This window comes from Streptomyces sp. AM25, assembly GCF_058146165.1.
The window spans coordinates 21,750-35,365 of record NZ_JBKIWN010000023.1; the positions used below are offsets into that span (position 1 = coordinate 21,750).

Annotated in this window: 10 protein-coding genes; 4 read left to right on the forward strand and 6 right to left on the reverse strand. The window is 72.1% G+C overall.

What is annotated here, in order from left to right:
- The first annotated feature begins 40 nt into the window (after positions 1-40).
- Positions 41-577: a hypothetical protein gene (locus ACLHRZ_RS27765; RefSeq protein WP_490421281.1), complete on the forward strand. Its 537-nt coding sequence runs from the start codon at positions 41-43 to the stop codon at positions 575-577.
- Between the two features lie 29 nt (positions 578-606).
- On the opposite strand, the gene ACLHRZ_RS27770 is transcribed toward ACLHRZ_RS27765, so the two are convergent.
- Positions 607-2,127: an MFS transporter gene (locus ACLHRZ_RS27770; protein ID WP_490421282.1), complete on the reverse strand. Its 1,521-nt coding sequence runs from the start codon at positions 2,125-2,127 to the stop codon at positions 607-609.
- Positions 2,128-2,295: 168 nt separating this feature from the next.
- On the opposite strand from ACLHRZ_RS27770, the gene ACLHRZ_RS27775 reads away from it, so the two are divergent.
- Positions 2,296-3,327, forward strand: a complete 1,032-nt coding sequence (locus ACLHRZ_RS27775; protein ID WP_490421283.1) for an IPT/TIG domain-containing protein — start codon at positions 2,296-2,298, stop codon at positions 3,325-3,327.
- A 42-nt stretch (positions 3,328-3,369) separates the two neighbouring features.
- On the opposite strand, the gene ACLHRZ_RS27780 is transcribed toward ACLHRZ_RS27775, so the two are convergent.
- Positions 3,370-3,990, reverse strand: a complete 621-nt coding sequence (locus ACLHRZ_RS27780; protein ID WP_490421284.1) for a DsbA family protein — start codon at positions 3,988-3,990, stop codon at positions 3,370-3,372.
- 90 nt (positions 3,991-4,080) lie between these two features.
- Positions 4,081-4,566, reverse strand: a complete 486-nt coding sequence (locus ACLHRZ_RS27785; RefSeq protein WP_171079426.1) for a MarR family winged helix-turn-helix transcriptional regulator — start codon at positions 4,564-4,566, stop codon at positions 4,081-4,083.
- A 122-nt stretch (positions 4,567-4,688) separates the two neighbouring features.
- Here ACLHRZ_RS27785 and ACLHRZ_RS27790 point away from each other — a divergent pair, with 122 nt between their 5' ends.
- Positions 4,689-5,336: an HD domain-containing protein gene (locus ACLHRZ_RS27790; RefSeq protein WP_490421285.1), complete on the forward strand. Its 648-nt coding sequence runs from the start codon at positions 4,689-4,691 to the stop codon at positions 5,334-5,336.
- On the opposite strand, the gene ACLHRZ_RS27795 is transcribed toward ACLHRZ_RS27790, so the two are convergent.
- Together ACLHRZ_RS27795 and ACLHRZ_RS27800 are read right to left on the reverse strand one after the other, a co-directional pair.
- Positions 5,254-7,797, reverse strand: coding sequence for a phosphatidylglycerol lysyltransferase domain-containing protein (locus ACLHRZ_RS27795; protein WP_490421286.1), 2,544 nt, complete (start codon positions 7,795-7,797; stop codon positions 5,254-5,256). The two genes, ACLHRZ_RS27790 and ACLHRZ_RS27795, sit on opposite strands and share 83 nt — an antisense overlap.
- Positions 7,794-9,119, reverse strand: coding sequence for an alpha/beta hydrolase (locus ACLHRZ_RS27800; RefSeq protein ID WP_490421287.1), 1,326 nt, complete (start codon positions 9,117-9,119; stop codon positions 7,794-7,796). The genes ACLHRZ_RS27795 and ACLHRZ_RS27800 overlap by 4 nt, the downstream gene beginning before the upstream one ends.
- Positions 9,120-9,249: 130 nt before the next feature.
- On the opposite strand from ACLHRZ_RS27800, the gene ACLHRZ_RS27805 reads away from it, so the two are divergent.
- Positions 9,250-11,406 (forward strand): hypothetical protein, encoded by a 2,157-nt coding sequence (locus ACLHRZ_RS27805; protein WP_490421288.1) that lies wholly within the window; start codon positions 9,250-9,252, stop codon positions 11,404-11,406.
- On the opposite strand, the gene helR is transcribed toward ACLHRZ_RS27805, so the two are convergent.
- A complete protein-coding gene (helR, locus tag ACLHRZ_RS27810; RefSeq protein WP_490421289.1) occupies positions 11,357-13,588 on the reverse strand; it encodes an RNA polymerase recycling motor ATPase HelR in 2,232 nt (743 codons plus the stop codon). The genes ACLHRZ_RS27805 and helR overlap by 50 nt on opposite strands.
- Between the last annotated feature and the right edge of the window lie 28 nt (positions 13,589-13,616).

The following is a 13,616-nucleotide window of genomic DNA, read 5'->3' on the forward strand; positions in this document are numbered from 1 at the left end:
AGCCGTTCCGCGATTCCCCCAAGTCACCGAAGAGGTGGGTATGTTCGGTAGGTACGGTGTCCGGGTCTCCCTGTGTGCGACGGCGCTGACCGTCGCATCCCTGGGGTGGGCCCCGGCCGCGCAGGCGCACGCGCACGCCCCGCTGTCCTGCTCGGGTCAGGAGAGCACGTCCTACACCCCGGGGCTGACGCTCGAGCCCCGGGACGTCGGGATCGAGGCGCACCCCACCTACACCTGCACGGACCGCCCGGGGCACACGGTGAGCGCCACGGGCACCATCAAGGGCGCCTCGCCCGGGGCCGGTTGTCTTGCGCTCGTCACCGCCGGCGGACACGAGGTCGTGCACTACGCGGACGGCGGGGAGTCGGTGATCGACTACACCTCCTCCGTCGGCACCCGGGCGCTGGGCGCCCATACCCTCCGGCTCCTGGGCACGGTCGTCGAGGGCCGGGGCAAGGGACACCGGGCGGTGCGCGGCGTCCAGACGCTTCCGGGCTCGCTCCCGACGGACTGTCTGACCGAGGCGGGTCTCCGGCAGGCCTTTGCGGGGGTGGAGCTGGAGATCGACGGATCCTGAGCCCCGACTCCGCTGTGACGGGCGGCCGTTCAGTGGCCGCCCGTCGCCCGGAAGCCGCGGGGCACCAGGAAGACCGTCAGCAGCGTCACGGCGATCACGATCGCCGCGGAGACGTACGCCGTCGTGGTCAGCGCGTGGTCGAATGCCTCGCGCGCGACCGCGAGCACGCGCCGCCCCGTCACGCCGCCGGCCTCCCGGGCGACCTCGGCCGCGCCGCCGACCGACCCGCGCGCGGTCTGCGCCGCGGAGCCGCCGACGGGCAGCCCGGTCATCCTGCTGCTGTAGACGGCGCCGTGGATGCTGCCGAGCAGCGCCACCCCGAGGGCGACCCCGAGTTCGTAGGCGGTCTCGGACACCGCACCGGCCTGCCCGGCGCGTTCGGGAGGGACGGACGAGACGAGCACCGACGCCGAAGCCGTGATCGCCAGCCCGTCGCCGAGGCCGAGCGCGGCGAGGACGACGGCCACGACCCCGTAGCTCGTCGGCTCGGGCGCGAGGGCGAGCACGAGGAACCCCGCCGCCAGGGCGCCGAGCCCGACGGCCAGCACCGGGCGCACCCCGATGCGGTGCATCAGCCAGGGCGTGGACAGCGATCCCGCCAGCATGGCCAGCGCGGACGGCACGGTGCGCAGGCCCGCCTGTGCGGGCGAGTAGCCGTGGACGTACTGCAGCCACAGGGAGATCAGGAACAGTGCGGCACCGATGGCGAGCATCGCCATCAGGGTGGCCAGCGCGGCCGCCAGGAACGGGCCGTTGCGGAAGAGCCGCACGTCCAGCAGCGGGCCCGCCAGGCCGAGTTGGCGGCGGGCGAACAGTGCGATCAGCAGCACGCCGACGACGAGCGTGCCCAGGTCCAGGGGTCCGGTGCCGCCCTTGGCGACGTGCTTGATGCCCCAGGCCACGCAGACGATGCCGAGGACGGAGAGCGCCGCCCCCGCCCAGTCCAGGCCGCCGGCCTGCGGGGCCCGGTACTCCGGCAGCAGCCGGACGCCCGCCGCGACGGTGACGACCACGACCGGCACGTTGACCCAGAACGCCGACGCCCAGCCAAAGCGCTCGACGAGCACCCCGCCGACCAGCGGCCCCACACAGGCCCCGGCCCCGGCGACGGCCGCCCACACGCCGATGGCGAGCGTACGTTCCCGGTCGTCGGTGAAGATGTTCCGGATCAGCGAGAGCGTCGACGGCATGACCATGGCCCCGCCCAGCCCCAGCAGCACGCGGCCGGCGATCAGCTGCCAGGAGGTGTGGGCGGTGGCGGCCATGACGGAGGCCAGGCCGAAGAGCACGAAACCACCGAGGAACAGCCGCTTGCGGCCGAAGCGGTCACCGACGGCGCCGCTGGTGACCAGCAGCCCGCCGAGCACGAGACCGTAGACGTCGATGATCCACAACTGGGCGAGCGGGCCGGGCCGCAGATCCTGGATGAGCGAGGGCAGGGCCACGTTGAGGATGGTGGCGTCCATGGCCACCAGCAGCAGACTCGCGCACAGCACGGCCAGCATCGCCCAGCGGCCGGACGCGGGAGGCTCAGCCTTGGCCTGCTCCATGTCCCAGTATGTGCGGGCGGGTGGGGATCTTCGCAACCGGAGGGCTCCGCCCCGCGTGCGGTCCTGCGACTGCGGGTCGTCCGTGGTTGCTCGCGCACTTCCCCGCGTGCCTCACGGGGCGTGGCGTCAACGTGTAACGCACAGGCCCCCGTTGACGATTCTCCGGACATGACAAGCCGAAGAACGCGCTTATCAGCAGTCTGTGCAGCGGTCCTGCTCGCCCTGACCGCGGCCGGTCCCGCGGCCGCGTCGGACGACCGGGGCGGCGACCCCGATCTGGCGGTCGCGATGTACGGCCAGGCCCCGGCCGAGCGCTCGCCCGGTCAGATCTCGCTGAACTGGAAGTCCGTCGGCACCGCCGACGTCACGGGCGTCACCCACATCACCTTCGACCTGCCGCCGAGCATGTGGATGTCCGACGTCGCCATGATGTACTCGATGCCCTACGACTACTCCTTCGCCGAGTCCCTCTCGCCCGACGGCCGTCACTTGGACGCGACGTTCATCGGCACCATGGTGCCGGGGCGGGAACACTTCATGAAGGTGACGTTCTACCGCCGCGCGAACACGGAACCCTCCGGGGTGATCAGGGCGACGGTCGCCAACCAGGGCGACACCGACCCGTCCGACAACGTGGCGACGATGGCCGTCAACGTCCCGCAGCCGCCTGCACAGACCCCGCCCGTACCGGAGGTGACGGGGGTCAGCACGTCCGGCGGGCCGGGCGCCGGCGGCACGGAGGCGACCGTCACCGGGTCCCATCTGGCCGACGGATCCGTCCTGTTCGGCGACGATCCGGCAACGGACGTCTCGTGCACGGAATCCTCATGCGTCGCCCATACCCCCGGCGGGACGGGCACGGTCCCGGTCACGGTCGTCACCCCGGGCGGTTCGGACACGGCGGACGGCGGCTTCACGTACAGCGGTCCGCCGCCGGCGGCTCCTCCGGCGCCCGTGGTGACCCGGCTGATGTCGAACAGCGGGCCCGCCGCCGGCGGGGGTCACGTGTACGTGCAGGGCACGGACCTGGCGCGGGGCACCGTGCTGTTCGGTGACCGCCCGGCCGAACACGTCTCGTGCGGGCCGACGATCTGCAGCGCGACGGCTCCGGCGGGGACGGGCACGGTGGACGTCACCGTCACGACGCGGGGCGGACGCAGTGCGGTCGTGCCTGCGGGGCGGTACACGTACCAGCCGTAGGCACTCTCGGCAACCGGCCGGGCCGTCAGCGCCCGGCCGGTCTCACACCGCGCCCAGCGCCGCCAGCCGCCGCCCGACCTCGTCGGCCCCGGCGTGCCCGACGGCCAGGACCGTCGCCCGGCCGGCGCCGTCGACGGCCAGCAGGGTCGGGAAGCCCTGCACCCCGAACGCCGCCGAGCGGCGGAAGTCCTCGCGGGCGGCCGTCGCGGACGCCGGACCCTCGAAGGCGGCGACCACTGCGTCCGCGTCCAGCCCGGCCGCCTCCGCAACCTTCCGGTACGTCGCCGCGTCCGACAGGCTCAGCCCGTCCGCGTAGAACGCCTCCTGCAGGGCACCGGCCAGCTCGGCCGCCCGCTCCGGTGCGGCCTGCCGCAGGGCGGCCGTGCCGCGCGCCGCGGCCTCGGAGTCCATCACGAACGAGCCGTCCGCGATCAGCCGGTCGTACGCGACGCCGAACTCCACGCCCGTCATCTCGCTGATCTTCGCGTTGGAGCCCTGGACGTAGCCGAACTCCCGGATCGGGACCCGGCGCGGCCCGGTGAACAGGCCGCCCGAGACCACCTCGACGGGCAGGCCGGGGTGGCGGCGGGTGATCTCGTCCAGGGTCGGCGAGAACCCGTAGGACCAGCCGCAGTAGGCGTCGAAGACGTAGACGAGCTTCATGGGACGTTCTCCAGGGGTGTCATGCGTGTCGCTGTCGACACCCTCAACAGTATCTGACGCGTCAGGCATTCCCTCGTCGTCCCATGTCACTCAGCGCAGTCGCGGCAGCGCATCCCGTGCCGCATGGCTCAGGATCTTCAGGTCCTCCGCGAACCGCTCCCGGTGCTCGGCGGGCAGCGGGTCCACGAAGTGGCGGCGGATGTTCTCCACGTGCAGCCGGGCCGCGCGTACGACCGTCTCCTCGCCCGCGGGCGTCAGCCGCACCAGCCGCCCCCGGCGGTCGTCGGGGTCCGCGTCCCGGGCCACCAGCCCGGCCGCCTCCATGCGGTCCACCAGCCGGGTCACCCCGCCCGTGGTCAGCACGCGCTCCTGCGCGATGGCCCGCATCGGCAGCCCCGCGTCCCCCGCCCGGCCGAGGATCAGCAGTACCTCGAACATCAGGTGGCTGATGCCGCACTCCTCCTCGATCGCCCGCCCCAGGATGTACTCCAAGCGGTTCGCGGCTCCCTGCAGCCGCCCGAACGCCAGCACCAGCCCGTCGTTCGCCGCCTGCTCCGCCGTCGCGATCTCCGCCACCGTCCCTCGCCCCTTTCGCCGCACTTCGTGACGCCTGAGCCTACGACCAGCGCCCCAAAGGGGCGCGGGGAACTGCGCGATCAGCCACAAACGACCCGCAGCGGACCACGTACGCTGCTCCGATGGCTCTCCCCACCCCCGACCAGGCCCGCGCACTCCACGAGAAGTACGCGCCGACGCTCGAAGCCTTCGATCTCGTCCACGGCCACTGCGAGATCGTCGCGGCCATCGCCGCGCACCTCCTGCCCGCCGCCGGCGACCGCCTCGACGCCGACCTCGTCCGTGCCGGCGCTCTCCTCCACGACATCGGCGTCTACCGGCTCTACGACGACCGCACCGGACGGATCGACCACCGCTCCTACATCCGTCACGGCGTCCTCGGCCACGAGATCCTCCGCGCCGAGGGCCTCCCGGAGCGCCTGTGCCGCTTCTGCTCCTGCCACACCGGCGTCGGCCTCACCGAGGACGACATCCGCAGGCAGCAGCTGCCGCTCCCGGTGGCCGACTACACGGCCGAGACGCCGGAGGAGCAACTGGTGATGTACGCGGACAAGTTCCACACCAAGAGCACGCCCCCGCGGTTCCTGTCGGCCGCGGAGTACGCGGAGCAGGTGCAGCGCTTCGGGCAGGACAAGGCGGACGCCTTCCACGCCCTGCGGGACCGGTTCGGGGAACCCGACCTCTCCGTCATGACGAGAACTGCCGCATCAGCCGCACTCCCTGCGCCGCGGTCATGTGCGGCAGATACGCCTTCGCAATCGCGCGCGTGATCACCGCCAGTGCGGCGGGGTCCGGATAGGCCATGTACATCGGCCGGTAGCGCGGCTGGAACTTCGCCTTGAAATTGAGCAGCGAGCGGAATCCGTAGACCGGTTCCAGCACCTTTCCCGCGAAGTCCAGGACGCGCTGGAGGGCGGCCGGAGGCTCCTCCGTCGCCTTCCTCGCCAACGGGGCGCCGGAGAGGCTGAGGAATCGCGCACCCTCCTCCTGGAACCCCAACGCGGCGGAGGCGATGAGGAATTCCATCGAGCCGCGGAATCCGCTCGCCCGGCGGCGCATGAAGTCCAGGGTCCAGCCCACCGGTTCGCCGTGCTCGTACACCGGCATCCAGCTGGTGATGCCGTGCACGGTGCGGTCGGCGTCGACGGCCAGCAGGCAGCGCACGGCCGGGTCGTCGAGTTCGTCGAGGCCGCCGAGGGTGAAGCCCATCTCGGGCAGGCCCTTGTCCGCGACCCACTCCTCGGAGATCGACCGCACCTGGTCGGTGAGGGCGACGGGGGCGTCGTGGAAGGTCCACCACTCGGCCGTGATGCCCTCCTTCTTGGCCTTGTTGAGGGCGGTGCGCACGTCCTGCCACTTCTTCCCGGTGAAGGCGAGGTCGGGCAGCGGCACCACGGTGTCCTCGGCTACCTGGACCGAGCGCCAGCCCAGCGCCTCCGCCGCCGCGCGGGTGTCCGGGCCGACGCTGTAGAAGCAGGGCGTCCAGCCGCGTTCGTCGCAGTACCGGGAGAAGCCGGCGACGGCGGCCGCGCGGGCGTCCGGGGCGCCGAAGGGGTCGCCGGTGGTGAGGGCCACCGTGGAGATGACGCGGTAGGCGACGGCGGCCCGGCCGGGGGCGTCGAACCAGTAGTGGTTGCCGTCCCAGGTGGTGATGAAGGAGAGGTTCGATCCGCCGTGGGCGGCGAGGAGTTCGCGGGCGCGCACGGCGGCGTCGGCATCGGTGTGCAGCCGCGGGCGGCGGAAGGTGACGAGCAGCGCGGCGAGCGTGATCAGCCAGAAGAACAGCCCGCAGTAGCGGAAGAGGGCCTGCGCGGTGCCGCCGACCGGCACCGGTGAGTCGGTGAAGGCGTCCAGGAAGGCGGGCGGCAGGAACTCCGAGACCAGCCCGCCGAAGAGCAGTCCGGGCGTGGCGGGCGGGTCGTACTGGTCGCGCACGGCCCAGCCGATGCCCACGTACGCGGCGCAGGCCACCAGGAACGCGCCCCCGACGACGGCAGCCAGGCCGCGCATGGCCGAGTGCGGCAGCCGCAGGTCGAAGCGGGCCCGGGTGATGACGAGCAGCACCAGGACCAGGAAGGGCAGCAGCATCTGCTCGGCGAACGCCTGGACGAAACCGGCCTGTTCGGAGGGTGCCGCGCCCCAGGCCGTCGGATGGCTGAGGAAGTCGTGCAGCCAGTAGGCGAACAGAGCCATCCAGAACAGGTTGACGAGCACGGCCAGCCCCCACGCGAGCCGCAGGCCGCGGCGCAGCCCTTCGGCGAGGACGAGCAGCACGAGGGGGACGAGGGCGGACATGACGACGGCCGGCGAGTCGTAGAAGTCCCGTACGGCGTGGACGGAGTGGCAGTCCTGGGCGGAGGCGGCGCAGGCGTCGGCGATCTCCTGTGCGGTGGGCCGGACGGAGACGTAGAGGGCCTCGAAGGAGTTGAAGGGCCCGTAGGCGTCCTTGTAGAGGATGGCCACCATGGGGCCGATCGCGGAGGCGGCGACGACGAGGGCGACCAGCACCCGGGCCTCGGTGTGGGAGGAGTGGCGCAGCCGGACGGGCCAGGTGCGGTGGTGGAGCGCGGCGCCGGCCAGCATGCCGACGAAGGCCCCGCACAGCCGCAGCACGCCCTGGAGGTGTCCCACGTAGAGGGCCATCACCAGTGCGAACGCGGCGATGCCGAGCCGCATCCGGCGGCGCCAGAGCGCGGTGAGGCGGTAGCTGAGGACCGCGCCCGTGGCGAGGGCGCCGACGGTCGGGGAGACCGAGAGGTCGTCGGTGAGGCTGTCGAGCCACCACTCCCCCGCGAGGGAGCCGGTCTTGACGATGCCGACGCCGAGCAGGGTGCCCAGGATCTGCCCGCCGAGCAGGGCGCCCGCGGTGCGGGCGACGCCGAGCCGCCGTTCGGAGGGGGTGACGGCCAGCAGCACGACGATCGTCGCACCGATGTAGCCGCCGAGGCCGGGGCACCACAGGAGCGAGCTGACCGGGGTCCACCAGCGCCCTTCGGCGAGCGAGGGCACGCCGACGCCGATCCGCTCCATGCGGTGCCGGCTGGGGCCGGTGCCGAGGCTTCCGGTGACGGCTCCGACGATCCACAGCACGGCGAGGAAGGCGAGCGTGAAGGGGGCGTGGCGGACGGGCGCGAGCAGCCGGTCGAGGGTGGCGCGCCAGGGGTGGGTGCTGTCGCCGACGGTGGGCCCCGGGGGCGGCGGCGCGGGGGCGGCGGCGTTCACGGCGCTCATGGCAGGAGTCCCGTCTGCCGTGCCAGCCACGGGAGTTGCTTCTCCAGGCCGGGCCGCCAGACCGCCCAGCTGTGGCCGCCGGGGAGGAGGACGAACTCGGCCTGCATGCCGGCCCGGACGGCGGCGTCGTACATCTTCTGCTGCTGGGGCCGGTAGGTGTGGTCGTCGGTGCCGGCGACGAAGGCGGCCTTGGTGTCGGGGAACCGCTGCCGGGCCATGACGTCGAGAGGGTTGACCCGCTGGAAGGCGGCGGTGTCCCCGCCGAAGGCCTTGTCGATCGTCTTCTGCCGGTTGCCGAGGGTGGGTTCGTCCTGGCCGGAGATGTCGTTGACGACGCCGTAGACCTGGGGGGCGTTGACGCCGAGCTGGATGGAGCAGGTGCCGCCGAAGGAGATGCCGGAGACGATCCAGGAGGTGCGGGGTGCGGCCACCTGGAGGTGGGAGCGGATCCAGTCGGGCACGTCCCGGGCGAGGTAGGTCTGGACGTCGCCCAACCGGGAGTCCAGGCACAGGGTGTTGGCGAACTGCGAGCCCAGCGGGTCCACGACGACGACCACGGGGGCGAGTCCGCGGTGGGCGGACTCGAAGGTGTTCATCAGCTCGGCGAGCCGGCCGGAGTTGATCCAGTCCTCGGGCCCGCCCGGCTGGCCCGCCATGAGGACGATCACGGGGAGGAGGGGGCGCGGGCTGCTGCGGTAGGCGGGCGGGAGGTAGATGTAGGCGTCGCGGGCCTTGAAGCCGGATGCGGTGCCGGGGATGGGGGACTTGGAGATCGTCCCGTCCTCGGGCATGCCCTCCGGCGGCCGCCAGACGTCGGCGATCGTCTTGCCGGGCGGCACCTTCAGGGCCTCGGTGGTGCCGCCTGCCTCGCTGAGCCGGGTGGTCTTCAGCAGCCAGGAGTTCAGGGCGCTGCGCGCGGTGGGGTACTGGTCGAAGTACCGGTTGATGCCGGAGGCGCCGAGCAGGACGACGAGGAGACCGGCGAGGGCGGCGGGGAGCCAGAAGCGGGGGCGCAGCCGGGGGATCCGGAAGGCGGCCAGGCAGAGGCCGAGGACGGCGAGGCCGGCCCAGAGGACGACCGGGGTCGGCAGGGGGTCGGGGAAGGGCTGGATCCAGTCGTCGACCGCCGTGCGCAGCAGCCAGGTGATCAGTGCGGCGAGCAGGACGGCGGCCGGGGCCCAGCGGGTGAGCCAGCGGCGCTGCCGGGAGAAGAGGAGGGCGGCCAGGGAGCAGCAGCCGAGGACGAGCAGGGCGGCCGGTATCCATCCGGTCACCAGCGACCAGTCCAGCGGGCCTGCCGCACTCGGTATGTGTCGCACCACGACAAAAGCCTATGGAAGGGAATATTTCCGGCAAGTCGGCGGCGGTGTGAGGGCGGTCTTGCCGGAAGTCTGTGCTCCCGGCAGATTCCCTTGCAGAATCACTGCCTCACAGCTTCTGGGAGGGGACGTCATGGACGTGAACCGAAGACTGAGCCGGAGAGGGCTGTTACGGGCGGGGCTGGGGGTGGGCGGAGCCGCGTGGGCGGCCCGGGCGATACCGGGCCTGCACGGCCCGGCACCGGTCTCGCTGCCGCTGGACCAGGCCGCCTGGGCGGGCCCGGCGGTACGGGCGGGGGCCTTCCCGGACTGGAGCAGATTCGCCCGGCTGGCCGACGGGACGTTCGACGAGGACGCCGACCCCGTCCACGACATGCAGCCCGTGATCAACACCCTCAAGGCACAGAACGCCAGCGTGATCGAGCTCGACACCATCCTGTCGAACTGGATCACCGACGACGCCTTCGCCACCCACATGGGCAAGGTGAAGAGCTTCGTGCAGCTCGCGCACACCGCCGGCATCCGGGTGGTCATGTACTACCCGTCGCTCGAAGTGATCAGCACCGGCGGCGAGGACGGACCGTCCTTCTACAAGACCGACCAGGGCAAGTCCTGGGTGCAGCTCTCCCCCGACGGCAAGCCCAACGTCTTCTACGGCAGCCTGGTGGTCTGGGTGGACCCGGGCGACGAGAGCTGCTGGGTCAGCCCCAACTCCCCCTGGCGCGACTTCTACCTGGGCCGCATCAAGGCGCTGGCCGCCACCGGCGTCGACGCGATCTGGCCGGACGTCCCCATCTACTTCGACGGCGCGCTCACCTGGTGCGACGCCTCCCCGTGGGCGGCGTCCGCATTCAAGGCGGACACCGGCCTGGACATACCGAAGAAGGCCGACTTCGGCAGCCTGCCGTTCCGCCGCTTCGTCGAGTGGCGGCACCGCAACCTGCTGCAGTGGCAGCTCGACATCGCGGCCGCCGGGCGCGCGGTCAACCCCGATGTGCTCACCTTCGTCGAGACGGTGAGCATGGACTACCAGTACGCCACCCTCGTCGGCCTCGACGGCGCCTACCTGCGCAAGGCGGAGGGCGTCAGCCACGTGTGGGAGGTGGACATCCTCGGCAACTACGACGGGATGCGCCACGCCACCGCGTCCGACTGGGCGTGCCTGATCTCGATGTACAAGTACGCGCGGGCCGCCAGCGGCACCAAGCCGGCCTGGGCGTTCTCCTACGGCTGGAAGGCCGACGACGCCTCCCTGGTGATGGCCGAGCTGCTGGCCGCGGGCTGCAACCCGTACGAGGTCAAGAGCCCGTTCAAGAACGACACCACCGACAAGGCGATGCGCACCCGGATGTACGCGTTCGTCGCCGCCAACCAGGAGAAGCTCTTCAGCGCCGCCTCGTCGGCCGTGGTCGGCGTCTACCACTCCTCGGCCTCGCGCGACTTCGTCAGCCACGCCGAGGGCACCGGCATGTACGTCAACACCAAGACGCCCGCCGGGGTCAAGGACTGGTGGGCCACCGGCACCCGGCAGGAGAGCTGCCTGCAGCAGGAGTGGCTGAGCGAGTTCCGCGGCACGGTCAAGTCGCTGGTGTTCGCGCACATCCCGTTCCGCACCGTGCCCAGCCCCGGCCTCACCGCCGACGACCTCGCCGGGTACCGCGTGCTGATGCTGCCGAACCTGCAGGCCGTCTCGGACGCCGAGGCCGGGGTGCTGCGCGGCTTCGTTGCGGGCGGCGGCACCGTCGTGATCACCGGCCCGGTGCCCACCGGCCTCGACGAACTGGGCACGGTGCGCGGGGAGTACGCGCTGGCCGACGTGCTCGGCTTCGGGAAGAAGGACCCCCTGCCGGACAGCAAACAGAACAGCTTCGGCTCGGGCACGTGCTGGTACGTCAAGGACCTGCTCGGCCGCAGCTACCTGGGCAAGACGGACCGGGCGGTCGCGGACCGGCTGCTCACCCCGGTGCGCGCGGCCGCGCCCGCCGCCGTGACGCTGACGGGCGACGACCGCATCCACCTGGAGCTGAGCCGCCTCGGTGACGACACGATCGTCCAACTGGTCAACTTCACCTGCTTCGGCGACAGTCCGGCGGCATTCCGTACGGTTCCGGCGACGTGCACGGTCGGACTGCCGGTCCCGGCGGGCAAGCGGGTGCTGGCGGCCATCGTCAGCTCGGCGGACGCAAGTTCGCCGACTCCGCAGCCGGTGCCGTGGCAGGTGACGGGCGACTCGGTGTCGGTCACGCTGACGGTGGCGCAGTATTCGCTGCTGACGGTGACGACGGGCTGAGTACCGCGCCCCGGCGGAGCGGCTGGCTTGTGAGGATGACGAGTTGCTGCGTCGCCCGGGTCATCGCCACATAGCGGTCGACCGCTCCTTCGATTCCCGTACCGAACGCCTCCGGGTCGACGAGGACGACCAGGTCGAACTCGAGCCCCTTCGACAGCTCCGGGGTCAGTGACCGGACGCGGGACGTCGCCCGGAACACGGGATCGCCGATGACACAGGCGATCCCGTCGGCGTGCGCAGCAAGCCAGGTGTCGAGGATCGAGCCCAGATCCGCAGCAGATCCGTGCAGTACGGGAACGCTGCTGCTGCGGATGGAGGCCGGCACGTTGGCGTCCGGGAGCACGGCCCGGATGACCGGCTCGGCCTCCGCCATGACCTCTTCCGGCGTCCGGTAGTTGATGCTCAGAGAGGCCATGCCGACCCGGTCGAGCCCGACCCGTTCGAGCCGTTCCTGCCACGGCTCCGTGAACCCGTGCCTGGCCTGGGCACGGTCCCCGACGATGGTGAAGCTCCGGGACGGGCACCGGAGCAGCAGCATCTGCCATTCCGCGTCGGTCAGTTCCTGGGCCTCGTCGATGACGATGTGCGCGAACGGGCCGGCGAGCAGGTCCGGTTCGCCGACGGACAGTGCGGTCCGGTCGACCAGGGCGTCCTGGAAGTCCTCGCCGCGCAGCATCGTCACCAGGCCCGTCCCGTACTCGTCGTCCGCCACCTCGATCAGCTCGCTCACGACCCTGGTCATGCGCTCGCGTTCGGTGGCGACAGCGGCGTCGTGCCGGCGTTTGCGGCGCGACGCCTCCGGGTCGCCGAGCCGCTGCCGGGCCGCGTCCAGGAGCGGCAGGTCGGACACCGTCCAGGCCTGCGCGTCCGCGCGCTGCAGCGTCCGGACCTCGTCGCGGCCGAGCCAGGGTGCGCACATGCGCAGGTAGGCGGGTACCGACCACAGGTCTCCGACGAGGTCGGCCGCGTCGAGCAGCGGCCACGCGCGGTCGAGGGTGCCGACCAGTTCCTCGTCGCGCAGCAGGGACTGGCGGAACACGTCGGGCGCGACGTCGCCGTCGAGCTTGTCCAGCAGGATCGCGACCAGCTCCTCCCATATCCGGTCCCGCGCCTCGTTGTGCGGAGTGCCGTGTCCTGCCGCGTCGAAGGCCTCGGCCCAGTCGTCGGCGCTCAGCCGGATGTCGGACCAGTCGGTGGTGACCGTCATCCCCTCGGCGGGCGGCTCCTCGTAGAACCGGACGGCCGTCTCGATCGCCTTCACCATGTCCGCGGAGGACTTCAGCCGGGCCGCGTCCGGGTCCGTCTCGACGGCTGCCGTGGCCCCCTCGGGGACGAGGTCCCGCAGGGTGCAGGTCTGCACGCCCTCCTCGCCGAGGCTGGGGAGGACGTCGGCGACGTAGTTCAGGTAGGGCCGGTGCGGGCCGACGAACAGCACGCCGCCCCGGCGGTGACCGAGGCGCGGGTCGGAGTAGAGGAGATAGGCGGCGCGGTGCAGGGCGACGACGGTCTTGCCCGTGCCCGGACCGCCGTCGACGACGAGCGCGCCGCGGGATCCCGCGCGGATGATGGCGTCCTGGTCGGCCTGGATGGTGCCGAGCACGTCGCGCATCCGTTCCGACCGGTTGCTGCCCAGGCTGGCGATGAAGGCGGACTGGTCGTCGAGCGCGGCATGCCCGGCGAAGCCGTCCGGGGTGAACACCTCGTCCCAGTAGTCGCCGATCCGGCCGCGGGTCCAGCGATACCTGCGGCGGCTCGCCAGGCCCATCGGATCGGCGTGGGTGGCTCCGAAGAACGGCTCGGCCGCCGGGGAGCGCCAGTCGACGAGCAGCCGGCGGCCCGCACCGTCCTTGAGGCCGAGCCGTCCGACGTACACGGGCTCGGGGCCGTCCGCGCCGACCATGCGCCCGAGGCACAGGTCCAGGCCGAAGCGGCGCAGTGTGCGCAGGCGGGCGGACAGCCGGTGGATCTCCAGGTCCCGCTCCATCGCCTGCTGTCCGATGCCGCCGGGCGCCCTGCGCTCGGCGTCGAGGCGGTCGGACAGCTCGGCGACCGACTGCTCCAGGCACTCCGCGATGGCCGCGAAGTGCTGCTCGTCGTCGGCGATCAGCGCCGGGTCGGCCTTGGCGGAGAGGCGGTCGGGAAGGTCGAAAGCGCTGGTGGTCTCGGGGGTCCGGGGGTTCACGGGATCAGCTCCTTTGCCGGTTCGGGTC